We start from the raw sequence: 24,196 nt of genomic DNA, 5'->3' as shown, positions 1-24,196 counted from the left end.
TGAAAGCCTATTTTTGAGAATATAGCAAAGTCTCAAAATCTTGGTCATTTTCTTGAAGCAGGGTGATGGCTGTTACAAAATCAACACTTTTCTCAATCATCGTTAGAATAGTTTTTACAATAGGAGGTGTTGAGATGCCTTGGTCTTCTTCAAAGGATTTTTTGAGTTTTTTTGTTTCCAAGACCATGTGATAGAGGTCTTTTTCGTCAAGTTTAGTGCTTTCATCATGATGCATAGAATGAATTGTTTGAACGAGGCGTATAACACGATCAATAAGTTTATCATTGGAAGGCGAAACGTCGATCATCAAGTTATCGTATACTTTCCCCATTTCAATCATTGTGCCATTAGAAATGAGATTCAAGCATTGTTTGAGAAGTATGGTTGACAAAATGTTTAAAGGATCATTTTCTACTTTGTAAGGAATGATGAGCGGAGCATGGGTGAGAGCTTTTAAAGCAGTCACATGATCATCGATTGAATCTTCTTCAAGAACTCCAATAAAAGCTGTTTGAGCGCCCTTAGCTTTAGCGTCGCTGAGGATAGTGATCATTTCACTGGCATGTTCTGGAGTTAATCGACTTTTGGCAACTCCAATAACAAGGTTTCCCAGACCTTTTGGACGATCTTTAAAGGCGCCATAATCGCCATCAGCTTGAGAAGAAAGCAAAATTTCTTCTGCGTCTATCGCTTCAACGCTATTCAAAGAGCGCCCCAAAAGATCTTGCCACGCTTTTTTATTAGTTGAAGATCCAAGCATATAGGCTCGGAATTCAGCTTCCTTTAATTGTTTTGCTTTATCCTTCACAGATCTGGGTGGATTGGTCGAAAATGTTGGAGCTGTTTCTGTGGCATCAATTTTAACAGTGGGTAAAGTCTTAGGAGGAGCAATAAAGGTGATATACCCCTTTTGATTGGTCGCTTTTGTTTTATAAAAATCAGCATTCTCGTCAGATAAAACATCTTTTTCTAACTGAATGATAGTGGACACTGTGGGTAAAAAATTTCTGAGCGTCGAGTGAAGGACTGCTACCTGATCGGTGAAAGTTGTCGCAGCATCTTCTATAGAGTCTGCATCAGTAATATTGAGGGCAACTTGATTTAAAAGATGCCCCCAAAAAGCAAGACCCATGGTTCCAGCTTGCAAACGTGTTGAACCCGTAATGGATTGAGGACCAGTGACTAATCGAATGTGTTGCACTTGATAGTCTTCAAAAAGGGTTTTAGTCATTTTTGAAGGCGTTTCACTATTGTAAAAATAATAAGTTTGGCAGTGAGAGTTACGCGCTTCAATGCCTGCGCCAATATTGAATTTGGCTGAGCCACTCGCAGAAATTAATACAACAATATCTTTTGGGTGCACCTTTAAATTTTTTATTGCTTCTTTTCCCGAAGAAACGCTGTCTTCAAAGCCTTCTTTGGCGCGGACAAAGGCACGTGGACCACCTGCAATTACAGCACAGACAGCATTTTCATAATGAAAAAGATTCTGCTCCGATGACTGTTTTTGCCAATATTGACGCCATTCAGCTTCTAATTGGAGGGCAATACGACCACTCGTTCCCGATCCCACTAGGATTAAGCGTCCTTCAGTTTTGAAACAGCTTGATAATTCAGAGAGAAGTTGAGACTGGTGTTGTGCAAAAGCATTTTTTAAAGGGGATATATTTTCTTGATCAACATTATGGAGAAGTTCTAAGCCAGCTTGTCGATTTTTTTTCATGGTTTGACTAAGACCAAAGGTTTTTGGATGACGCTTTTCTGTTGTAGTATCTTCAAAATCAACCGAAGCTTTAAAATCTTCATAACTGAGTTCAGATTTACTTGCTTTAGCAGCAGCATTCATAAAGTTCATGGAAAATCCTATTAACAAAGCTAAAGCTAAGTATACCCAATTATTCATTGCGCCCCCAATTTTTTTTATGTTCAATAACTTAACATGAAAAAAAGGCTTACGTCATGAAGGATAAAAAAATCCTACTCTCGTTGGCTGCATTTTATGGTAAAACAATATTATGATTAGTTTAAGAGTTTTCACATGGATAAAGGGTCGATACGTGGGCACTGATTCTTACGGGAATAAGTACTATCGCGAGCGCTTTTTATTTATGAAACCTAACCGTAGACCTAAACGTTGGGTGATTTTTAAAGGTGTTGCTGAAGGTTCAAAAGTGCCTGCAGAGTGGTATGGATGGTTACATTATTCTTTAGAAGAGCCTATTCGTGATCGGCAGAAGTATTTTTGGGAAAAGCCCCATCGACCTAATTTGACAGGGACATCCTTGGCTTATTTACCTTCTAAACATAGTTTAAAATTATCAGGAGATAAAAAGTCCAAGAATTCTAATTATGATGCATGGGTGCCTAAAAAGACTGTAAAGTCCAAGCCAAAGGTAAAGAGCGCGTTAAAACAAAAGAAGACAAGTAAGGGTAAGAAATGAGGACAAATCTTATTGAAACAATAATGGGTGCAGTTGTTTTGGCTGTAGCAGTATTTTTTCTAGTTTTTGCTTATACGAGTAGCCGTGTAAGACCAAATGGGGGGAACATTTTTCATGCTCGTTTTGATCGTGTGGATGGCTTAAAAATTGGCAGCGATGTGCGTATGAGTGGTGTCAAAGTAGGAAGCGTTCAAAAAGTCAGAATCGATCCAAAAAACTTTTTTGCACTTGTTGAGCTATCTGTTGAACCCCAAATTTCTTTACCAAAAGATACTTCGGCTGAGATTGTTACTGATGGTTTCTTGGGAGGGAAATATATGGCACTTGTGCCTGGTGGAGATGATGAGAACATTAAGCCTGGGGGAGATATTATTTATACGCAATCTTCTGTAAGCTTGGAAGCAATGATTGGTCAATTGATCTTCAATAATAAATCGACCAAGAAGGAAGGTGATTCAGGAGAAGGAAAGGCCGGTCATTCCAGTGCAACAGTGCCGACAACCGAAGCGTCAGGCCCAAGCCCGAACGCATAATGATGCAATTTTACCTTATTATTTTTTGTTGCTTGTTATTGGGGAGCCCTATAACTTCTGCCTATGGCAGTAACCCCACGGAACAAATTGAAGAAAAAAATTCTTTCGAAGAAGAAAGTGTTGGTTCTTTTACCAATATAGCGATTCTGCAAGGCCTCGATAAAGTAATGGCCAGAGTTTCTACTCTAAAAGTGCAGATCAACCATGAAATAAATTTTGGACATCTGCGTATTTTAGTCAAGAAATGTTGGCGTTCATCACCTGAAGATCCCCCTGAATCGAAAGCTTTTCTTGAAATCATGGAAGAGAAACCAGGCGCTTCTAGAGTGACTCTTTTTACAGGGTGGATGTTTGCTTCTGCACCTTCTGTGTCGGCTTTAGAACACCCAGTTTATGATGTATGGCTTAAAGAATGTACGGGAGAAGTAACAGAAACGGCTCCAAAGAAACTTCTTAGAGAAGATGTGGAGATTGCAAAGCCTGAAACAGTGAATGATCGTATGGAAGCCCTTTATAAAGGATTGGTTGAGAGAAGGAACAATGAACCAGAATCAGATTAAGAAGTTGTCTTTTGTGGTGGTTGAAGATAAAAGTCCTGTTGCGCATGTTTTAAGAGTACCTGCTAAAATTTTGACTTTTCCTCTCAGTGCTGAAGATAAAGAAGATTTGGATATTTTAACGGCTAAATTCTTTGCTACAGAAAATTGTGCAGGGCTGGCCGCTCCTCAAATTGGTATTGGTAAAAGTATGATAATCTATAGCGTTGACGAGGAAGTAAAAAACTATCGTAATGATGTTGATGAAGTCATAAAACCCAGAGTTCTTATTAATCCCAGCTACATGCCACATCTAGAGAAGGGAAAGAGGATTGATTGGGAAGCCTGTTTTTCTGTCAGTCAGCAATACGGGGAAGTCCCTCGTTTCATTGAAATTGAATATCAAGGGTTTGATCCAGAAGGAAACCTTATTCATGGGATCGCCCAAGGATTTCATGCACGTTTGCTGCAACACGAAATTGGTCATCTCAATGGGCAGCTTTTTATAGATCTTTTTGAACCAGGATGTCGCCATGGTCCTTTCGAAGAGATGCGCGCCATTCGTATGAAAGAATTAAAAGAACGTCAAAAATAAATCTAATATTCTAGGCGCTTTTAGTATGACGACCATAAGCGTCATCGAGACGCACAATATCATCTTCACCCAAATAACTGCCTGTTTGGACTTCGACTAAATGCAATTCAATTTTGCCAGGGTTTGACACTCTATGTTTGACCCCCATGGGCAGATAAACAGATTCATTTTCATGAACAAGAAGCGTTTCCTCTCCTTTGAGTACTTTTGCAACACCGTTGACGACAACCCAATGTTCAGAACGATGGTGGTGAATTTGGATAGAAGTTTCTTGGCCTGGCTTTATCATGAGACGCTTTACTTGAAAACGTTCACCCATATCAGTAACTTGGTAAAAACCCCAAGGACGATAGACTTTAGAGTGTGAATCGGCTTGAGAGCGGTTATTATTTTTAAGTTGAGTTGTAATCTCTTTAACCTGGTGAGTATGTGCTTGATCGACTACTAGGACTGAATCGGGACAAGCTACTACTACAAGATTTTCAATACCTATGGCTGAAACCAGGATACCTTCACCTTCTATAAACGAATTTTTAACATTATGGGTGATTACGTCGCCTTTAATAACGTTCCCTTCGGTGTTTTTTGCTTTGAAATCATAGAGTGATTTCCATGAGCCCAAATCAGACCATTCAAAAGCAGCAGGCACAACGCAAGTTTTGTTGCTTTTTTCCATAACTGCGTAATCAATAGAAATACATTCTGCATTGCTATAACTACTGGCGTCTAACCGAATAAAATCTAGATCTTTTCTGCTATCTTTTACGGATTTTTGGGTTTGAGTGACTATGTTAGGTGAAAACTTTTTAAGTTCTTCTAAAAGAACGGAAGCCTTACTTAAAAAGATACCACTGTTCCAGAACATTCCTTTTTGTTTCAATAATTCAGCGGCATTGTCTTTTGTAGGCTTTTCAATAAATTTTTCAATTTTAAAACCTGTGGTGAGATCAGTCGTATTTTTAGCTTGAATATAGCCATAATCAGGAGAAGGTTGATCAGGGGTAATACCAAACAAAACAATATGACCAGATTCAGCAAGCACTAAAGAATCTTGTACTGTTTCGATAAATTTCTCATAGGGGCGAATCACATGATCGGAAGGCAGAATGAGAACTATATTGTCTTTAGCATTTTGTAGAAGACAAGCGACAGCGATTGCTGGAGCAGTGTTGCGAAGACTTGGTTCAAGCACTATTTCTTGAGGTTTTACATCAATCAAACGAAGTTGCTCAGAAACAATAAAGCGATGATCTTCATTGCACATTAAGAGTGGTGCATTAAAAAGTTTATGTTGAAGAGATTTTGCGAGACTTTGTAGCAGACTGAGTTCACCTTCAAGAGTCAAAAATTGCTTCGGGTAATTAGAACGGGAAAGTGGCCAAAGACGTGTACCACTACCGCCAGCGATTATTATTGGTGATACTTTCATAAAGATCTTCCTTTATAGTCCTCGTAAGCTATTTTTAAACCATCTCTTAACGACATTTTTGCTTGCCAACCCAGTTGTTTTATTTTGGACACATCTAACAACTTGCGTGGGGTGCCGTTTGGTTTCGAATCATCATAAATAAATTGTCCTTTATACCCTATGACGTCAGCAATCATATTAGCAAGATGGGAAATTTTCATGTCTTCTCCAGTTCCAATGTTGACTGGAGAAAAATCCGAATATTTCTTAAGTAAGTGAACACAAGCATCAGCTAAATCATCTACAAATAAAAATTCTCGGAACACGTCGCCTGTTCCCCAAAGAGTAACCGATTTAGCGTTATTCTGCTTTGCTTCATGAATTTTCATGATTAAAGCCGGTATAACGTGGCTATTTTCAAGATGATAAGTATCACCTATGCCATAAAGATTTGTAGGCATTGCACTGATGAAGTCACAACCGTATTGATATCGGTAGGCTTCTGCCATTTTTAAACCAGAGATTTTTGCGATTGCGTACCATTGGTTGGTAGGTTCTAAAGGTCCTGTTAAGAGTTCATTTTCGTTCATGGGTTGTTTGGCAAGACGTGGGTAGATGCATGAAGACCCCAAAAACAAAAGCTTTTGAACATTTTGAACATAGGCAGCATGGATGATATTTGAAGCAATCATCATGTTCTCATAAAGAAAATGTGCTGGATACGTATTATTTGCATGAATGCCGCCTACTTTTGCAGCAGCAATAATGACCACGTCGGGTTTGTTTGCTGACATCCATTCATCAACTTTAATTTGTGAAGTGAGATCTAGATGTGTTCTGTCAACAGTTAACACTTCGCAAGATTCATGGGTAAGGCTTTTGACTAAGGCTTTCCCAACCATTCCTCGATGACCTGCAACCCAGACTTTTTTATGAGTCAAAGTAAACATATTCAAGCCATTGATGTTTGAGTGTTGGGCGATGAAGTTTGCAACGAGCATTCAAGACAATCTTCGTGCATCATTTCTTTTACTAACTCTTCAAAAGTAACGGTTGGTTTCCAACCCAGTTTTTTTTGAGCTTTTTCAGCGTTGCCAAGAAGAAGGTCAACTTCCGTGGGACGATAGTATTTTTTATCGATTTTTACGAGCACGTCTCCTGTTTTAGAGTTGATGCCCTCTTCGTTGATACCTTGACCTTGCCAACGAATGTGTATGTTTACCAGAGAAAAGGCTTTTTCGACAAACTGTCTGACAGAATAGGTTTCTCCCGTTGCTAAGACAAAGTCTTCAGGGGTACTATGTTGCATCATGAGCCACATACCTTTGACGAAATCCTTTGCATGACCCCAATCTCTTTTAGCATCAAGATTTCCGAGAGTAATACATTTTTGGCGGCCATTGATAATGCTGGCAATGCCTTTTGTGATTTTGCGAGTTACAAAGGTTTCTCCTCGTAGAGGGCTTTCATGGTTAAATAAAATGCCGTTGACTGAAAAAATGTCGTAAGCTTCTCTATAATTCACTGTTATCCAGTAAGCATAAAGTTTGGCTGCTGCGTAAGGGCTGCGTGGATAAAATGGCGTTGTTTCTTTTTGAGGCGTTTCTTGGACTAATCCATAAAGTTCAGAGGTAGAAGCTTGATAGAATTTAGTAGTTTTTTCCATCCCTAAAATACGAATTGCTTCAAGAAGCCGAAGAGCTCCAACAGCATCAGCATTGGCTGTGTATTCAGGAGTTTCAAAGCTGACAGCAACGTGACTCTGAGCAGCTAAGTTATAAATTTCCGTTGGATTAATTTCTTTGATCAGGCGGATAAGATTAGTGGAATCAGTCATATCCCCATAATGAAGGTGAAAATTTTTATTTTCCAAATAATTCTCAATACGTGCAGTGTTGGGGAGTGAAGAACGGCGTTGCAGCCCATGGACTACATAATCTTTTTTCAAGAGAAGATCGGCTAAATAAGCTCCATCTTGTCCCGTAATACCCGTCACAAATGCAATTCTCTTCATTTTCTTGTCTCAGTCCAAAGTTGAATCTTTACCATAGTATAAAATTCATCTTTATACTCTTTCATGGGTTTTGCGCAAATAATAACTAGTTTTTCTTTTCCTTCAAAGCTGTGAAGAGGGCCAGTTAAAAGATAAAACTTCTTCTTTTGATGATCAAACACTAAACCTAAACTTAGGTCATGGGATTCTAATAATTGTCTGAGGTTTTTATAAATTGGTAAATTAGGGGAAAGAGCGGAGATAAAATCAGAAGTTCTAAAGTTTGGATTTAATGAAAAACTTACATTTGTTGAAATATTGACATGAGGAGTTTTTGATAAATTATAGGTGGAGATTTGAGTTTCATCTATATTGCAAGCCGATGTAGCGGGGAAGATAACTTTATTTTGTAATTTAAAAATCAACTTTGGGCCAAAGAGCGCTCCTACAAGCAAGATTATGGAAAAAAACAGGGTGATTTTTCCAAGTTGGGTGGAGAGCGTTTTGTGGATTGATAAAGGTTTTCGGGCATAGGCTGCAGCAAAGAATAGAGAAAAAAAAGCGAACGTTGCAGCAAATACCCGCCATCCCCCGTCAACCCAGATAACGCTTGCGGAAAGAAAATTCCCTATAAGGCCGCTTAAAATAAACCCACCTAATATTGGGTTGGTTTTAACATAGTGGATGAATTTTTTTGTACTGAACCAATATAAAAAAAGCATAAAGAGACTAATGATGAGACATTGAAGGATCTGCAGAGCATAGGACAAGAATTTGTGGGTATTGACAATGTGATAGAGAATATTTTTGATCTTAGGTTCTGGTTCCAAAAAATCGAAAGGAAATAGGAGATTTTTAATGAAAGCAAGGGTATAGAGAATCAACCCTTTTATTAGACTCAAGGGGGTCTTAAAAATTAATCGCAATGATTCTTTATAAACATGGGAAGACCATTCAGATTCGCTCAAAGAACCAAGGGGAAAAATTTTAAGAGCATATTCCAGCCGTTTAATTCTCCCGCCATTAAAAGTTGGTAAGCACCATCATAGTACCCTCCAGCATCGCTATAAGGAATAGTTCCACCAAGCGCTACAGAAGAGCCAAAGGAACCAATAATCGGAAAACCTAACCAGGCATTAAAAACAACAAACCAAGAAAACAATAAGCACAAAGCTTGTATGATCGTAAAGTGGATTAAAGCGCTCTTTCTTAAAGATGCCGAAAAAGGTTTGTTATTCATGAATGAATATTCTTAAGAGACATTTGAGAATGAATAGTCATGATTTGAGGGTTCGATGAAAGAGGTTGAACACAAAGCCCTACAAAATTATCCATTTGATCAAAAGTATTCAAAGGTCCTGTTACATAAAATAAACTTTTGGAGAGCATGTCAAACACAAGTCCGAAGGAAGACGGAGCGTTCCTAGCAGGGAATGTAAAATCGACTTCAGTAATTTTGCTTGTCAGAAATTTGAAACGCGTAGGTGAAACTTTCCATAAAAATGAATGATGGTAATCATTGGATAAGTTGACGTGGGGCGCCTTATGGAGAGAGTGCGCAATAATTAATTGCTCATCTTTTTGACATTTAAAGGAGCTTTTTATGTTTTCTATAGAGTTAGCTTTGAAAAATATTTTTGGCAAAAAGGCTGTGCTTAAAAGCATTAGACATGATAAACCGACAGCAATTTTGGTAATTGGAATGGCGTTGTGTTCTGAAGTGTTCATTTTTAAAGGGATCTTGGCGAATGCCAGGCTCAATAATGCAGGGAAAAAGACCATGGTTGCAGAAAAAACCCGCCATTTTCCATCAACCCAAATAACAAAAACGGAAAAAATATTACCGAGGACTGCACAAAAAACAAACCAACCACTTTGAGGATAGTTTCTTAAATACGCAAGGAATCTCTTAATAATAAAAAAACCACTCGAGAGAATCAGCATGGAAAAAATAGCTTTTATCCATGAGAGATTTTTAGGAAGTGTGAATAACTCAAGAAAGCTGATATTTGGAGCGATAGATTCAAAAGGATAAAGATGAGTGCGAACAAAAATCACGAAGTTTTTGATTAAACCTTTTATGAGATCCACAGGAGAATTCATAATAAGCTTTATCGTTTCTTGGTAAACTAATTTTGCCTGTTCTGCTTCTGACAATGAATGGATGCCTGGAATAGTGTACGAATGTTGCCAGCCTTTACCACCTGCTGCTAATCCATAAATGATGTAAGAAAAATTACTGTGTAGGTTTGCTAATGTGCTGTGATCCGAATATAGCCACAGGAGGAGCTTATTGTAAAAAAAAGCGCCTAGAACGCCAGTTAAAGCCCCAAAAACCCACTTTTTTTTGAAAGTAAAATCTTGGAAGAGAATCCACAAAAAGATCATGGGCAAAACAAAAAAAGCACCAGAGCGAGCATTTAAAGCTGCGGTTAGCAAGAACATACCAAAAGAAAACAAAAAAATGTTTTGATCGCGCTGTCCTGTCCATAAGAGAAGAAAAGCGAGGAGTCCAAGGCTCATCCCGAGGGATTCAGAAAGTGGTGTATATAAAACAAAAAATCCTATCCCTAGAAAGAACGCGCCAAAAAAAACAACACTTACCCAGCTAATGGTTCGAATAAACTCATAAATGACGAGACTGAGACAAAAAGAAAAGAGAGCCGTTTGGATAAGCAAAGCTCCTATATAACTGTCTCCAGTCATCCATAAGCGAACACTTAAGAAGAGGGCGTTGATGGGGCGACGAAGATTCCAACTATCTAAGAGTCCACCGTTTAAAATATTTTCAGCGCCCCAATAATACATCAAGGCATCGCTATGAGGGATTAATCCTCCTAACGTTGAATAACTGTTGAAGCTACTAAAAACGTAAAATCCAGACCAAGCATTAAGAACAATAAGCAATGAAACAGCAAAGCATAGAAAGAGAATGATCAAAAAATTCTTTTGCGCATTAAAAAAATCAAGGGATTTGGAGAAGTACATTGATCGAAGAACCAAATTTTATGTTCTGAGTAAGTGTTGCATAATCTAGACTTAAAGGTTTTAAAGTTTTTATAGAGAGCCCCTCGTACTTATTATTCTGCAAAATTTGAAGAAAACCTTTGAATTGTTCTTTAGAATGACACGAAGGGGCAATTTCAAGGAGGATTTTTGGTTTAAATCTCGCTAAAGTATCTTGACTGCCTGAAAGAACGGAAAACTCATTACCGTCAACGTCGAGCTTGATAAAATCTAATTTTTTGAGTTTATGTTTTTTTACAAAACCATCCACTGTTTCTATAGATGAACCTTTTGTAGTTTTTAGTGCTCCAAAGTGATCTGGATGCAAAGCATCCTTGTTTTTTAACGGCCAGCTAGAATAAATTTCAGGAACTAAATGAGTCATTGTATGGTCTGCAATCATTACCTGTAGAGGGTTTATCCTTGATTTCAACTCCTCATTTAATTCAATATTTCTTCTTAATTTTTTATAAGCATAATCCGTTGGCTCAAAAGCAAAAACTTTTCCTTTTGATCCGACAAGTTTTGCCAGAGGTAAAGTATGTGATCCACAATTAGCCCCAATATCAAAAACGATATCTCCTTCTTTAACAATGTCAGTATAACGATTTACAGTTGCTTTTTCAAAAGCCCCAAGGATATAGATCGAAAAGTCAATTCCTTCTGAAAGATCAAGATCCCAAATGATGTTTTGTCGTTTTGTGACAACCTGATCATTTTTATTAACAATGGCTCTTATCCAATGTATTATTTGATAGCAAAATTTTGCTAAATTAATTTTTAATTTTGTGTTCATGAGGCATAACTTTTTCTATAACAATAAATAATCTAAAACTTAACAAGGACGATAAAAACTCTAGTTTCTCATCGAGTTTTAAAGCGTGTTGAATGCAACGATTTGGAATCAAAGACCACTTTTTAAATCCTCCTGAAAGAGGATAGGCAAACACACTTTTCCTTTGAATTTTACAAATTACAAAATTAGGGAATAATGATAAAAACTGCGCTTGAAATTTATTAAAGATGAGGTCTGGTATTGCTTGATTTGCATCAAAAGGCTTTCGATCGTTTGATAAAGGTCCATCTTCCAGTGGATTTACATTCATATGAATAGGTTCATCATGGAACAGTTTGAAAAATAAAATACTCAAAGGTGTCATTCCAGGCTCTAAGAGTATGAGTCGTCCCTTGTTTTTTAAAACCCTATAAGATTCATTGAGGAACTTTAATGGTCTTTCAAGGTGATGAAGAGTATCCATCATGACTATATTATCAAATGAGTTATTAGCAAAAGGCAGAAAATGAGCGTCACTTACAACGTGTGTGTCAGGCGCTTTAGTAATGTCTGTTGAATACAGTGTATGCTTTGAAGATGATAATTTATTTAAATATGATGCGAAATTGCCGGACCCACCGCCTACTTCTAGTAATGTTCCTGGTATCGTTTGAGATAAAATGAGGTCATAGTAATTATGGTAAACAGCTCTTAGAACGGGTTTATTATTCCATATTTCTCGATGGGAAAGGGTAATTTCTTGGCTCATCAAAAAGCCTTTAACTTTCTGAATGCCAAAAGAGTCATTTGCAAAAGTAAGAATCCATGACGAAAGCGTGAAATTTGTGTCACACCATAAGACCTAGCTGCGTAACGAACGGGAATTTCGGTAATTTGTAGATTCAATTTGCTAGCGCCAAAAATTAAATCAAAATCGCCGAAGGGATCAAAATCTCCAAAATATGTTCGGTTTTTGATCAATCGTTTATAGTCATCACGCCATAAAACTTTTGTTCCACAGAGAGTGTCAGTTAATCTTTGATTTAAAAGATACGTAAAAATCCATGAAAAGGCCTTATTAGCAAGGAAATTCAAAAATTGCATCGCTTCATTTTCCATGGGGTAAATGAGACGTGTCCCATTGATAAATTCACCTTTGCCACGAACGAGAGCATCATAAAATTTTGGCATTTCTTCAGGAGGCGTTGTCAAATCGGCATCTAAAATCATTAAAATGTCCCCCTTCGCCTTATCAAAAGCAAAGCGGACAGCATCGCCTTTCCCTCGTTTTGGCTGAATAAAGCCTTTTATATCGTATTGAGGATAAGCTTTAATGACACGTTTTATCTCATCAAAAGTGCCGTCACTACTGTGACCATCAACAAAAATAATTTCCATTTTAGAAGCAAACCGAGGAAGCCGCTTTACAGCTGGTTCAATGTTGCCTTTTTCGTTTTTGCACGGGACCACCACTGTAATCGACGGGAGTTTTTTGGGTAGTTCTTTTGTTTCTATTCGTGCCACTACATACGTTCTAAGGCATAATCGTCTAATACCTGGCATCGTTGCAATGAATCTATTTATGAGAGTTCCTAAGCCAAACATTTTTTTTGGCAAAAGCTGTCGATATTCGTATTTTAAAGGTACAAAATCCTCCAACTTCATAAATTCAATAATGTCATCTGTTGAAAGATAGTTTTGGTGAAGACTAGGCATTTTTTGTTTGAATAACTCAGCTGTTTTTAGAACGGGCTCCCAGTATTTTGAATAATAAGAGACGATAATGCGCGTTTTTTCAGAACAAAGACCATGGATGTTTTTGAAAAATTTTTGAATGTCTTTTATAGAACCAACAGTGTCTGAAATAAGAATGACGTCAAATTCCTGACCTTTAAGGATTTTATCCAAAGGTTGTTCGATATCGGCATTGTAAAATGTCAGATCTGGATAGGTTTTCTTAGCGTATTTGATTAGGTTCTTAGAGAGATCAATCCCAACGCCATGACTTGGATTTAGTCCTTTTAGTAAATCACCATTTCCACAACCTAAATCGAGAACACGGGAGCCTTCAGGAATAAGGAACTTTAGATAACGTAAATCTTCATCGTGAAAATAGGCATTTTTTTTGCGCCAAGCATTGTATTCCGCTGGATTATCGTAGGCGTTTGTCGCAAGCATAGGTCTCAATTTATTTTAAATGAATGAATTTATTCAAGTTCTAACTTTATGCGTGATGAAAAGCAAGAGGTTATGGTTTAAAAGGCTCACGAAGTGCTCTGAGAAGTTCAGCATTTCTTTGATCCTGTTCTCGAATTTGGGAGAGCAGTTGCCGTTTTTCCTCATCTCTCTTTTGTTTAATTGAGACTTGAGTTTCAAGATATTTGGATAATTTATCTTTTTTCTGTAAGACTTTTTGAGTTTCTTCTAGGGTTAGGCCTTCATAGTTCCCTTTAGCGGTATCGAGTAGAATATTTTGAGCAGGGTCTTTTGTAGCAAGAGTATCGTCTGCTTGGGACAAAGCACTCTTGGTTTGTATAAAGAGGAGAAAAAAAACTACCAGCGATATTGTTGTTTTTTTCATTGAAAGGCCAAACCCACTATTTAGAAAAAAGTTATTTTAAACTTTCTTCAGATTTTAATAAAAGTTATTTATAAAATAAACAACATGATAAAGCGAGGACTATTCGTCCGTCAAGCGTGAACATCACACTTACTGCATTAACATGAGAGCCGTTTCTAATTCGTCGTCCTCTGTTAAGTCCGAATGTGTTAACGTACGTTGCTTTTGGGGGGACTCAGCTTGAATCTGCGGAGCCTCAATTTTCTTTTTAGGAGTAGTCTGAAGCGAAGGTTGTATGTTCTCTTGTGTTTTTGGCGGCTGGACGTTTTTTGTTTCTTTGACGATCTTTAAGGGATCTTCTTTTGTGACTGACAATTTTTCTTCTGAAGAGGTTAACGGTTCTAAAAGAATGGGTTTTGCCTCTTGAATTGGCAACGTTTGGGATTGTGGATGTTGTAGGATATGAATATAGGCAAGGTTATTGCGTACAGCATCTTCTGAAAGATCGATGCTGTATAATTGTCCTGCTTTATCAATCTGACCAGATAATCCATAGGCTAAAGCTAAATTTTGTCTATCGCGAACACCCGCATTTGTTGATTTTGAAATCTTTTCAAGAATTGATAGGCCTTTCGTGTAATTGCCAGACAAAGCATAAGAAAGTCCTAAGTTAGATTTAGTTATTTTAGCGTTGGGATAGAGAGCAAGAGCCTTTAAATAATAATCTTGAGCAGTCGCATGGTTGTAATTTAAATCATGACAAATACCAAGACCATTAAGGGCTATTTGATTTTGAGGATCCTTTTTGAGTATGGATTCAAAAACTGCCATTCCTTCTTTTGGTTGATGACTGCTGATATACGTTTTTCCTAACTCTTCTTCTAATGAGATTTGATTAGGATTCTCCACCAATGATTTCTTTAAACACTCTTGTGCTTCGCGATAACGTTTGAGTGCATTTAGAGATTTAGCTAATCCTAAAGTTGCTGGAACATTATTTGGGGTTTCATCCAAGATTTTTCTGTAAAGCCCGATAGCAGTTGATTGCTGACCACCTGTTCGCATTTTTTCAGCAAGATTTAAAGACTTTGATTCATCTTTCATAAAAGTAGAATCATCATTTTGATCGGTTCCTGCACAACCAAAAAGGATTGATGTTGCACCAACTAACACTAAACTCTTGAAATTTAGTTTCATAAACTTAAGCCTTTTTATTCCTGTTAAACTAAAGCTTTTTATCAAACTAAAGCTCCTCATGAAAGAAAATTTATTAATTGAGTGTATGAAACGGATATCACTTTATCACAAGACTCATAAGTGCAAGAATGCAACAATAGTGTTTTGTTTTAAGACAGCTGTTTGAGAAAATGGTGGTTTTGTGGCAATGTTTTTAAATAACAAAAAGCAGGGGTGGTATTTGACCTTTTTTTATATACTTTTTGCCTTATCAGCGTTTGTATTGGCCATTGAGGATTTTCTTTTTTTTAGAATTTCAAACCTCATAATAGCCTTACAGCTCGCTCTTTTTGTAGCGATGGTATTAATTTTTAAAGAACCCATAGATTTTTTATTTCCAGGGATTGCTTTCATTGTTGTGATGGGGGTTGGTTTCATTTTGTTCAATTATCAGATGATTGGGGCGGGAGATGTGAAGTTTATTGCTACGGCCTCCGCATGGTTTATGCTTCTTGGTGATATCGCCGGCTTTTTGTTGTTGACTAGCTTGGTTGGTGGTCTTTTGGCTCTTTTCTATCTATTTCTGGGGACACATATAGAAATATTGAGGTTAGCATTGGCCAATAGGGTGGTCAAAATAATGCCTTGGGCACACTTAGAGGCTTGGGTGAATTATGAACCTGAAATTGCAACTTTGAAAAAGCACAAAAAAATAGTACCCTATGGCACTGCAGTAGGGATGGCCTGCATAGTAATGGTAATAATAAGAATGATGGCAAACAGCCTATGATTACATTTAAAGAAGTAAAAATTATTTTAATAGCGCTTTTAATAGCAATTTTAGTAGCTCTGGTTACGCGATTCATAGTGTTGCCTTCTAAAGTTGCTAAGCCGGTGAAATCTGACGAAATTGAGATTTTAGTAGCTACATCAAAGCTACAATTAGGGGATGTTTTGGCACCTGCAACCACCAAATGGCAGTTGTGGCCTAAAACAGCTGTAGGGGCGGAGTTTATTACTAATAAAAATGAAGCTCAAAAAATTATGGGCGCCACGTTGCGTGTAGAAACAGAGGCGGGCGAGCCTATCATGCGTACTAAGTTGATCTTAGGGAATGATAAGGGAATTTTGACATCTCTTATTACTCCAGGTATGAGAGCTTTTACAGTGCCTATCTCAGGCGGTCATGGTTCAAGTGTAACGAGCCTGATTTCTGCAGGGGATTATGTAGATATTATCGTGGCTACAAGATCGGCAGATGGTAAGGGCTACGTTGGCAAAATGGTTGCCGAGAATGTGCGTGTTCTCGAGGTGGATGGAAGTTTTGAGAGGACGCAGAAGGGGTCAGGTAAGTTACCTCGTTATATTACTGTTGAAGTAGACTCAAAAAAGGATGAAATCTTAGCGGCGGAACTTAAAGAGGGGGAGGCCACAATTAGCTTGCACTCAGCGACTAAAGATAAGAAAGAACAAGAAAAAGAGAGATTAGGGATTGCGGGACAAGCGGATTCAAATGAAGAAGAATCAGTCACGATTTCTGTTATTCGCGGCGTCAATAAAAGCGACGTAACATTCAAGAGGTAAGGTTAGTATGGTACAAGTTTTGTTAAGTAAATTTTTATGGCCGAGATATTTTTTAGTCTTGATGATGCTTTTGATGGGAGTCGGCAATGCGCTTGCTACAAAGCCGGAGCGGAGTTTATTTTTGTCAGTCAATACAGCAGAAATTTTAAAATTTTCTAAAAATGTCTCTGAGGTTTTTGTTGCAAATCCAGATATTGCAGACGTGCAAGTCAGTAATCCTAATTCAGCTTATGTTTTTGCAAAGAAGCCAGGGACCACTACCTTAATTGTATCGGATAAAGATGGTGGAGTTTTACAAAGCTATGAGATTAACGTAACCCACAATCTTAAGCAGCTCAATCAAATGTTAAAATCCGTAAAGCCTGGGGAAACTGTAAAAGCCATTTCTTCACCGAAGGGAATTATTTTAGAAGGTTCTGTTACGTCTCCTCAAGCGTCTAAAGATATTAATGATATAGTGAAGCGTTTTATCGGGGATGCTGAGGAGATTGTTAATAACATAAAAATTGTGGCTCCCACGCAGGTTTATTTGAAAGTTAAGGTTGCGGAAATTAATCGTACAGTTTTGAATAAGCTAGATATCAACTGGGGATCAGCAATCCAACCAAATCACTTTGCTTTTGGTGTTTTGCAAGGACGCGCACCTATTGATGCGACCACTGGAGCATTTAGCAGTGGTGTAAATCTTATAAATCCTCCCTTTAACAGTTTGGGCGTACATTTTAATGATGGAAAAACAAACATTGCTGGACTCATAGATATCTTAGACAGTGAAAGTCTAGCAACGGTCTTGGCAGAGCCAAACTTGGTTGCTATGTCTGGTGAAACAGCCAGCTTTTTAGCGGGCGGAGAATTTCCTTTTCCTGTTCCACAGCAACGAAACATCACAATCGATTTTAAAGAGTTTGGTATTAAGCTTGCTTTTACGCCTACAGTTCTTTCGTCCAATAAAATTAATTTACGCGTACGGCCAGAGGTGAGTGAACTAGATCGTGTGAATCAGTTAGATTTTTCATTTACAGTTGGAACAAGAGTGCAGGTGCCGGGAATTAAGACAAGGCGTGTTGAGACATCTGTAGAGCTTGGCAGTGGCGAGAGCTTGGCGATTGCCGGATTATTTTCAAACAACATTAATAATGCTTTGAGAGAAGTTCCTGGGTTGGCCGATATCCCTGTATTGGGAGCATTATTTCGTTCAGCGAGTTTTTCCAGGAATGAATCCGAGCTGGTTGTCATTGTGACGCCTTATATTATTCAGCCTTCTTCCAAAGAAGATTTTGCGTTGCCTTCAGATGGTCTTGTTTACACATCTCAACTTGATACGTTTTTCTATGGACGTTTGACACGTGAAAAAACGCCTCTTGAGAAAACAACTGATAGTTTAGAAGGGAGCGCCGAGGTGAAAGGCGATAACAGCCTTCTTGATCAAGACATGCACCTTATTGGATCAGCAGGATTTTACTATGAATAAAGCAAAAATATTATCAGTTCTTCTATGTAATTTATCTTTGGTGACACTGAGCATCTCTCTTACTGGTTGCTATGAAGATCGTAAGGAAGTTACTCTTCATAATGGTTGGAAGCCAAAAATTGAAAGACTTTCTTGGCATGATGAAATCCACTTCAAAAAGGGTTCTTCATCCATTAAAAACTCTGAAAAGCGCAAAATAAAATCTTTGGTTCAAAAAACTGAACCAAAATTACCACTTTATGCACGTATTCAAGTGGCTAAGCATTTTTCTGAGGGTAGAGTATCCAATTTGAAGCATGTGCTCATGGGCTATGGCATAACGAGTGATAAAATTGACGTGACATACCTGAATACTAGTTCTTCTCAAGGAGAGAAGATAGAAAAATCAGGGTGTTCAGCGATAGTCGTTATTGATCAGTATCGTTTGACTCTTCCTCAATGCCCTTCTTGGGGAGAGATCACTACAAACTCAGGACGCAATGGAGATGAGCCATTTGGGTGTGCTACAGCTTATAATTTTGGTAAAATGATTGCTGATCCCAGAGATCTTTATAAAGGGAAGACTTCTGATGGTGTGGATAGTGCTTATCAAGCTTTAGCTATAGAGAGATATAGAACTGACAAAATTAAAGCGTTGAAAAGCGAGAGGGTTCAATCCTCAGCTGGTCAATAATTTTTAATAGGTAGATTTTTTAATAATTTGCGTCTTATCATAAAGAAAACTAATAACGGATGCAGGTATGGTTGAGAATTTTGAAAAGCAAGAAATTGCTTTAGCTTTTGTTGAAGATCAAGAATCAGAAACTTTTTTAAAAGAATTTTCATGGACTACGTATGCCATAAAGGCTGAAATACATAAAGGTGGCATCAAAGAGGCTATCAAATATATACAAACCAATCGTTCTCCAAAAATACTGATAATCGATTTAAGTGACTCTGAACTGCCCCTCACAGATATGCAACGTTTAGCAGAAGTATGTGAGCCAGGTGTCAATGTGATTGCTGTTGGTGTCCGCAATGATGTGGGCATTTATCGCGATCTTATTGAGTTAGGCGTAAAAGATTATATATCTAAGCCTATTACACCGGCCTTACTGGGAAGATGTTTAGATAGTCTTAAGCCTTCAATTGATAAAAAAGCAGGTCACGCTAGATTCCAAGGGCTAGGACAAAGTGTGGGGTTCTTAGGAGTACGCGGAGGAGTAGGAGCATCGGTTCTTTCTGCAAGTTGCGCTCTATTGCTTTCTCATACGCATAGGAAACGCACTCTTCTTATGGACTTGGATTTACATTTTTCAGGTGCTGCACAGTTTTTTGATTTTTCATTAAAGCAGGGCTTTCGTGAGATGCTTGAAAACCCTGAAAGAGTTGATGAGCTCTTTATTGAAAGATGTTATATTCAAGAGAGTGAATTTCTTCATATTCTTGGGGGGGATGAAAATTTAGAGCAAACAGTTGAGATTCAAGATAAATCTTTAGAGGAACTCAATCGGTTGGTTAAGAATAAATTTCAATATGTGATTATAGATATTCCAACGCGTGCAGAATTTTTTCACCTAGGTCCTTTAATTCGTCAACTCAATACATTAGTTCTGGTGTTAGATCCGTCAATTTTATCTGTTAGGGATGGGGTGAGACTCCTTAATTATTTTAAAAAGGTGATGCACCCAAAGCAACGTATTGTTATTGTTCTGAACAAAGTTAAAGTTTATCGTGAAGGTGAAATGAATGCTGATGCAATTCAAAAGACCTTACATGTTCCTTTGGATTGCGTTATCACTTTTGATCATAAAAATATGCTTTCTAATATGAATAAAGGAGATTTGCTGGCTGATGCAGATAGCCTTTTTGTAAAGGAAATTCAATCTTTGACAGATGTTATTATTGGCAAAGAAATGTCCGCTAAAAACGTTGAAAACGAAAACTTCTTTTCTCGTTTGTTTAAGTCAAAATGAGAAATGCGTAGGTATTGATAGATGGTTCACTTTGGTAAACGTGATGACGGTGAAAAAACTGAAGAACCAGGAGCTACAAAAGACCTGCCTGAAAAGAATCTTTCAGCAAGCTCTCATAAACCTAGTCAATCTAGTCAGCCAAATAAGGGAGAGAGTGACTTATCTCCAGCTCTTCAAGAGTATCGTGATAAAATTTTTGATCGTTTAGTTATTGAGATTGATTTGAGACGCGCTGCCCAAATGTCACGAGAAGAATTGCGCGTTGAAGTTGAAAACTTTATTGCGAAATATGCTGAAGAAAACATGATGCAAGTCACTTATTCCGAACAGCATAAAATAGCTGTGCAAATTGTGAGTGATATGGTTGGGCTGGGCCCTTTGGATCCTTTATTTCAAGACCCCGCCATTACTGATATTATGGTAAACGGTCCTGCCTCAGTTTATGTAGAGCGATATGGTAAGTTAGAAAAAACAAACGTAAAGTTTCGTAACAATCGTCATGTTTTTCAGATTGCACAGAGGATTTCAAGTCAAGCCGGACGAAGAATTGACGAATCGAGTCCTATTGTTGATACACGTCTTAAAGATGGTAGCCGCGTTAACATTGCTGTTCCTCCCGTAGCTCTTGATGGCGTTTCTATTTCGATTCGACGATTTTCAGAAAAAGGAATTTCTTTAAGCGTGATGGCAGAGAAAGGCAATATCTCACCTAATATGATGGAATTCTTTAAAATCATTGCGCATTGTCGTATGAACATAATTGTTTCAGGGGGAACTGGAGCTGGAAAAACGACACTTTTAAACGCGCTTTCTCAATTGATAGATCCTCAAGAACGTATTGTTACCATTGAAGATTCAGCTGAACTGCGTCTCTATCAACCCCATGTAGTGAGACTGGAAAGCCGTCCTCAAAACATTGAGGGAGAGGGAGAAATTACCATTCGTGATCTGGTTAAAAATGCGCTTCGTATGCGTCCAGATCGTATTATCGTTGGTGAGTGCCGCGGTTCAGAAGCGTTTGATATGTTGCAAGCAATGAATACGGGTCACGATGGGTCTATGTCGACTTTGCATGCGAACAATGCAGCTGAAGCTCTGAACAGACTTGAAAACATGGTGCTAATGGCAGGGTTTGAATTACCTATTCAAGTGATTGAACAATATATTGCTGGGGCAATTAATATCATAGTTCAAATAGCGCGTATGCGTGATGGAATAAGACGTGTTATCGAAGTCATTGAGATCATTGGCTATGATGGCAAAAATATTATTACGCGTCCCCTGTTTCTTTTTAAACCAACAGGTGAAGACGAAAATGGAAAAGTTGTCGGTATGTTTGAATTCTCTGGGCAAATGCCTGAGTTTATGCCTAAGATTGAATACTATGGTCTTAAAGAAAAAATGATGCAATGTCTAAAATAACAAGGAGGACCGTACTTTGGATTGGTGGGTAGCAGTTCTCATTGCTGGAGCCTCTTTTTTAATTTTTTTGTTGGTATATCTCTTTCTGTTAAAGAGGGAAGAGGCAAAGAAGTTACATGAGCGTTTTGGTCGTTTAAAAATTGAACTTTTGGAGACGATTGAGAAGGAAAAAGAAAGCCTTTTTAGAGAATCCAAAGATAGCATGATCAAAAAGAAATTTGATGCATATATTAAAGGTACCCAAGACTCAAAGCGTCCTGCTTTTATGACTTGGATCGCTTCAAATCCGCACTTACCTAAACTTTTATTAATCGCAGTTCCATCTTTCTTTGCTTCTTATTTTGGAGTGCAATCATTTCTGAAACAGACTTTTGAAGTTAATTTTTTACTAGCTTCTTTGATTACAGGGCTTTTGACGGTTTTTATTTACGGTGTTTTAGAACAGAGACGTATTGATCGTTTTCTCAAAACTTTTCCAGGAGCTCTAGATATTATGGCTAGAGGATTAAGAGCGGGTCTTTCTATTGAAAAAGCTTTTGATACAATTTCTCGCGAAATTGAAGGCGAGGTTGGACATGAGTTTCAAATGATTGGTGATGAAATGAGGATAGGTATTCCTTATAGAGAGGCTTTACTGAACTCAGCTAAACGTGTGCGAATTATAGATTATGATTTTTTTACTGGAGCATTAAGCATTCAAAGAATTGTAGGTGGAAGTATTGCTGAATTTATTGATAATCTTTCTTCTATTATTCGTAAACGTGAAGAACTTCGTTTGAAAATAAAAGCTGTTTCAGCGGAAGCCAAAACAACAGGACTTATTATTGGAATATTGCCTTTTATTACACTTTTTGGGATTACTTTTTTAAAACCTGAACATTTATATGTATTCCAACATGATCCTTTGGGACGCAAGCTTATGTTACTAGCGATTAGCCTAATTATTGCTTCAGGAATTGCAGTCAATAGACTGGTAAAAATTGATATTCAGTAGGGATTTTATGACTACATTTCATATGGAAGATTTATTAATTTTTATCATCAGTTTTTTAGTTTTGCTCATGTTTTTGCTGTGGCAGCTGAAATTTAAAGAAGGTAAGGCTCTTGATGAGCGTTTAAGAACATTACAAGGTAAGACAGCCCTCAATAACACGAATGGAAGTGCAGTAAATGCTTCTCAGAAAAACCTAAGAGAGCAAATTTTTAAATCTTTTCAGAATATTGCGCAAAAACAACTGGGGGTAAACTATAAGGAGATTTTTGATCGAGCCGGTATTCGAACCTCTAGTCCCGGAGCACTTTATTCTGTTTTGAAAGTTGGTTTTCTTATGGGATTTATGATCCTATATATAATTTTAATGAATAGCATCCCTGCTCTTTCAAATCTGTCTTTTGTATTTAAATTGGCTGTTTTGATAGCGTGTATCTTAGCTGGATTGCGGGGGGCAGATGTTTATCTCAAGTGGCACACTAAAATCCGTTATAAAATGCTAAAACGTGATCTTACCTCTGCGTTAGATTTGTTGGTTATCTGTACTAATTCTGGTTTAAGTTTAGAACGATCTTTTGAGAGTGTTGCGATTGAAATCGGTTACAGTAATGTGGAGTTGGGGCGAGAATTTGCTTTAACGGCTATTGAATTATCAATCCTTCCTGATCGACGTCAGGCCTTAAAAAATCTTTCTTCAAGGATAGAATTGCCTTTGGTTCAAGATATGGTCACAACTCTGATTCAAGCAGAAGAACAAGGAACGGCCGTTGCGCAATCTTTGAAAATTCTTTCTGGGGAGTTTCAAAAGAAAAAGGTTCTTGAAATAGAGACGAAAGCTGCACGGTTACCGGCTTTACTCGCTATACCTTTGGTGAGTTTAATTTTACCTAGTTTATTTATCGTGATTCTAGGCCCTGTTATTATTGAACTCGTTGAAAATTTTAATTTCTAGGATATAATTTTAATTATAGGGTATAATAAGAGTAAAGAGTTGTTAATAAATTAATTTTTTTATACTTTATTAACGAAATTAGAGGAAAATTAAGTATTATAACAGGAGAGACGAATATGAAAGCTTTAAAAACCTTTGTAAGGAATGAAGATGGAGCAACAGCCATCGAGTACGGCCTGATCGCTGCGTTGATTGCCATAGTGATCATTGCCGCCTTAACGACTGCTGGTCAACAATTAAGAACTATTTTTGAAAGGATCAGAGACGCTCTTACTACAGCGGCGGCTTAAATTAGTACTTTAGAGTTGAGCTCAAGAGTAATTTTAGGTGCGTGGTAATTACCACGCTACCTTAGGTTGTGAGGGGATTAGGAGTTTCCTATGTTCTCTGGCATTTTCAAAGGTAAGTCTTTTGTTAAAAACAAATCACTTGCTGATCTTCTTTCATCATTTTTTTTGAATAACGATGGGGCTACGGCCTTAGAATATGGTCTCATCATTGGGTTTATTTCACTTGTCCTTATTGGCTCCTTGACAACGATGGGAGTACAGTTGACGGCAGTTTTTACGAGTTTGACTTCATCTCTTCAAACAATAGCGTCATCATAGAACGTAACCAAATACGTTGATTATAGAGAGTGAACAGTTTCATTCTTCCCTTGATCTTTTAAAATGTTCTTTTATAGTAATCTCACTTTTTAAGAGAGTGGGGATTTACAGTTCTTTCAAAACATCTTTATGTCACGTCAAATAGTTGATTTGTCGAAGGTTTCGATAGCTTTTTTAATGGCATTTTTCC

General features: G+C 37.7%; 26 protein-coding genes. 14 read left to right on the top strand and 12 right to left on the bottom strand.

The window, feature by feature from the left end:
- Window positions 1–7 precede the first annotated feature (7 nt).
- Window positions 8–1,903 (bottom strand): N-acetylmuramic acid 6-phosphate etherase family protein, encoded by a 1,896-nt coding sequence (locus GQ61_RS03585; RefSeq protein ID WP_085784004.1) that lies wholly within the window; start codon window positions 1,901–1,903, stop codon window positions 8–10.
- Between the two features lie 154 nt (window positions 1,904–2,057).
- On the opposite strand from GQ61_RS03585, the gene GQ61_RS03580 reads away from it, so the two are divergent.
- The 4 genes from GQ61_RS03580 to GQ61_RS03565 are packed head-to-tail and all read left to right on the top strand — an operon-like array spanning window position 2,058 to window position 4,105.
- Window positions 2,058–2,441 (top strand): NADH-ubiquinone oxidoreductase subunit NDUFA12 family protein, encoded by a 384-nt coding sequence (locus GQ61_RS03580; RefSeq protein WP_198157403.1) that lies wholly within the window; start codon window positions 2,058–2,060, stop codon window positions 2,439–2,441.
- On the top strand, window positions 2,438–2,974 hold the full coding sequence (gene mlaD / locus GQ61_RS03575; protein ID WP_085784002.1) for an outer membrane lipid asymmetry maintenance protein MlaD: 537 nt from the start codon (window positions 2,438–2,440) through the stop codon (window positions 2,972–2,974). The genes GQ61_RS03580 and mlaD overlap by 4 nt, the downstream gene beginning before the upstream one ends.
- Entirely contained in the window at window positions 2,974–3,534 is a 561-nt protein-coding gene (locus tag GQ61_RS03570) for a DUF2155 domain-containing protein (protein WP_198157402.1), read from the top strand. The genes mlaD and GQ61_RS03570 overlap by 1 nt, the downstream gene beginning before the upstream one ends.
- Window positions 3,515–4,105: a peptide deformylase gene (locus tag GQ61_RS03565; RefSeq protein WP_198157401.1), complete on the top strand. Its 591-nt coding sequence runs from the start codon at window positions 3,515–3,517 to the stop codon at window positions 4,103–4,105. The genes GQ61_RS03570 and GQ61_RS03565 overlap by 20 nt, the downstream gene beginning before the upstream one ends.
- Window positions 4,106–4,115: 10 nt before the next feature.
- Here the strand turns inward: GQ61_RS03565 and GQ61_RS03560 are convergent, their stop codons facing one another.
- From GQ61_RS03560 to GQ61_RS03510, 11 genes are all read right to left on the bottom strand, one after another.
- The gene (locus GQ61_RS03560; RefSeq protein WP_085783999.1) at window positions 4,116–5,534 is read right to left on the bottom strand and encodes a mannose-1-phosphate guanylyltransferase/mannose-6-phosphate isomerase; all 1,419 of its coding nucleotides are present in this window, start codon (window positions 5,532–5,534) and stop codon (window positions 4,116–4,118) included.
- Window positions 5,531–6,463 (bottom strand): GDP-L-fucose synthase family protein, encoded by a 933-nt coding sequence (locus tag GQ61_RS03555; RefSeq protein WP_085783998.1) that lies wholly within the window; start codon window positions 6,461–6,463, stop codon window positions 5,531–5,533. The genes GQ61_RS03560 and GQ61_RS03555 overlap by 4 nt, the downstream gene beginning before the upstream one ends.
- A gap of 2 nt (window positions 6,464–6,465) precedes the next feature.
- The gene (gmd, locus tag GQ61_RS03550; protein WP_085783997.1) at window positions 6,466–7,527 is read right to left on the bottom strand and encodes a GDP-mannose 4,6-dehydratase; all 1,062 of its coding nucleotides are present in this window, start codon (window positions 7,525–7,527) and stop codon (window positions 6,466–6,468) included.
- The gene (locus GQ61_RS03545) at window positions 7,524–8,408 is read right to left on the bottom strand and encodes a hypothetical protein (protein ID WP_157111135.1); all 885 of its coding nucleotides are present in this window, start codon (window positions 8,406–8,408) and stop codon (window positions 7,524–7,526) included. The genes gmd and GQ61_RS03545 overlap by 4 nt, the downstream gene beginning before the upstream one ends.
- A gap of 62 nt (window positions 8,409–8,470) precedes the next feature.
- Window positions 8,471–8,746, bottom strand: coding sequence for a hypothetical protein (locus GQ61_RS03540; RefSeq protein WP_085783995.1), 276 nt, complete (start codon window positions 8,744–8,746; stop codon window positions 8,471–8,473).
- Window positions 8,743–10,446 (bottom strand): hypothetical protein, encoded by a 1,704-nt coding sequence (locus GQ61_RS03535; protein ID WP_157111134.1) that lies wholly within the window; start codon window positions 10,444–10,446, stop codon window positions 8,743–8,745. Before GQ61_RS03535 ends, GQ61_RS03540 begins: the two co-directional genes overlap by 4 nt.
- A 25-nt stretch (window positions 10,447–10,471) precedes the next feature.
- Window positions 10,472–11,308, bottom strand: coding sequence for an FkbM family methyltransferase (locus tag GQ61_RS03530; RefSeq protein WP_085783993.1), 837 nt, complete (start codon window positions 11,306–11,308; stop codon window positions 10,472–10,474).
- Window positions 11,286–12,056 (bottom strand): class I SAM-dependent methyltransferase, encoded by a 771-nt coding sequence (locus tag GQ61_RS03525; protein ID WP_085783992.1) that lies wholly within the window; start codon window positions 12,054–12,056, stop codon window positions 11,286–11,288. The genes GQ61_RS03530 and GQ61_RS03525 overlap by 23 nt, the downstream gene beginning before the upstream one ends.
- The gene (locus GQ61_RS03520; RefSeq protein ID WP_085783991.1) at window positions 12,056–13,465 is read right to left on the bottom strand and encodes a glycosyltransferase; all 1,410 of its coding nucleotides are present in this window, start codon (window positions 13,463–13,465) and stop codon (window positions 12,056–12,058) included. Before GQ61_RS03520 ends, GQ61_RS03525 begins: the two co-directional genes overlap by 1 nt.
- A 70-nt stretch (window positions 13,466–13,535) precedes the next feature.
- Window positions 13,536–13,868, bottom strand: a complete 333-nt coding sequence (locus tag GQ61_RS03515) for a hypothetical protein (protein ID WP_085783990.1) — start codon at window positions 13,866–13,868, stop codon at window positions 13,536–13,538.
- A 129-nt stretch (window positions 13,869–13,997) separates the two neighbouring features.
- Window positions 13,998–15,044: a tetratricopeptide repeat protein gene (locus GQ61_RS03510; protein ID WP_198157400.1), complete on the bottom strand. Its 1,047-nt coding sequence runs from the start codon at window positions 15,042–15,044 to the stop codon at window positions 13,998–14,000.
- A gap of 220 nt (window positions 15,045–15,264) precedes the next feature.
- Between GQ61_RS03510 and GQ61_RS03505 the strand changes: the two genes are divergently transcribed.
- The 10 genes from GQ61_RS03505 (at window position 15,265) to GQ61_RS03460 (ending at window position 24,006) form a co-directional block, all read left to right on the top strand.
- Window positions 15,265–15,813, top strand: coding sequence for a prepilin peptidase (locus GQ61_RS03505; RefSeq protein WP_157111133.1), 549 nt, complete (start codon window positions 15,265–15,267; stop codon window positions 15,811–15,813).
- Window positions 15,810–16,607: a Flp pilus assembly protein CpaB gene (gene cpaB / locus GQ61_RS03500; protein ID WP_085783987.1), complete on the top strand. Its 798-nt coding sequence runs from the start codon at window positions 15,810–15,812 to the stop codon at window positions 16,605–16,607. The genes GQ61_RS03505 and cpaB overlap by 4 nt, the downstream gene beginning before the upstream one ends.
- A gap of 7 nt (window positions 16,608–16,614) precedes the next feature.
- Entirely contained in the window at window positions 16,615–18,078 is a 1,464-nt protein-coding gene (locus tag GQ61_RS03495; RefSeq protein ID WP_085783986.1) for a type II and III secretion system protein family protein, read from the top strand.
- The gene (locus tag GQ61_RS03490; RefSeq protein WP_085783985.1) at window positions 18,071–18,751 is read left to right on the top strand and encodes a CpaD family pilus assembly protein; all 681 of its coding nucleotides are present in this window, start codon (window positions 18,071–18,073) and stop codon (window positions 18,749–18,751) included. The genes GQ61_RS03495 and GQ61_RS03490 overlap by 8 nt, the downstream gene beginning before the upstream one ends.
- 67 nt (window positions 18,752–18,818) lie before the next feature.
- Complete coding sequence (locus GQ61_RS03485) at window positions 18,819–20,033, top strand: CpaE/TadZ family protein (RefSeq protein WP_085783984.1); 1,215 nt, start codon at window positions 18,819–18,821, stop codon at window positions 20,031–20,033.
- 21 nt (window positions 20,034–20,054) lie between these two features.
- Complete coding sequence (locus GQ61_RS03480) at window positions 20,055–21,455, top strand: TadA family conjugal transfer-associated ATPase (protein WP_085783983.1); 1,401 nt, start codon at window positions 20,055–20,057, stop codon at window positions 21,453–21,455.
- Window positions 21,456–21,471: 16 nt separating this feature from the next.
- Window positions 21,472–22,449: a type II secretion system F family protein gene (locus GQ61_RS03475; protein ID WP_085783982.1), complete on the top strand. Its 978-nt coding sequence runs from the start codon at window positions 21,472–21,474 to the stop codon at window positions 22,447–22,449.
- 7 nt (window positions 22,450–22,456) lie between these two features.
- Window positions 22,457–23,398 (top strand): type II secretion system F family protein, encoded by a 942-nt coding sequence (locus GQ61_RS03470; RefSeq protein ID WP_085783981.1) that lies wholly within the window; start codon window positions 22,457–22,459, stop codon window positions 23,396–23,398.
- A 116-nt stretch (window positions 23,399–23,514) separates the two neighbouring features.
- Window positions 23,515–23,688: a Flp family type IVb pilin gene (locus GQ61_RS03465; RefSeq protein ID WP_085783980.1), complete on the top strand. Its 174-nt coding sequence runs from the start codon at window positions 23,515–23,517 to the stop codon at window positions 23,686–23,688.
- 90 nt (window positions 23,689–23,778) lie between these two features.
- Window positions 23,779–24,006 (top strand): Flp family type IVb pilin, encoded by a 228-nt coding sequence (locus tag GQ61_RS03460; protein ID WP_085783979.1) that lies wholly within the window; start codon window positions 23,779–23,781, stop codon window positions 24,004–24,006.
- Window positions 24,007–24,196 lie beyond the last annotated feature (190 nt).

Source organism: Candidatus Nucleicultrix amoebiphila FS5, from assembly GCF_002117145.1.
Taxonomy (GTDB): Bacteria; Pseudomonadota; Alphaproteobacteria; order Caedimonadales; family Nucleicultricaceae; genus Nucleicultrix; species Nucleicultrix amoebiphila.
Note: the sequence above shows the minus strand (reverse complement) of the source record. Positions and strands in the feature narration are given on the sequence as shown.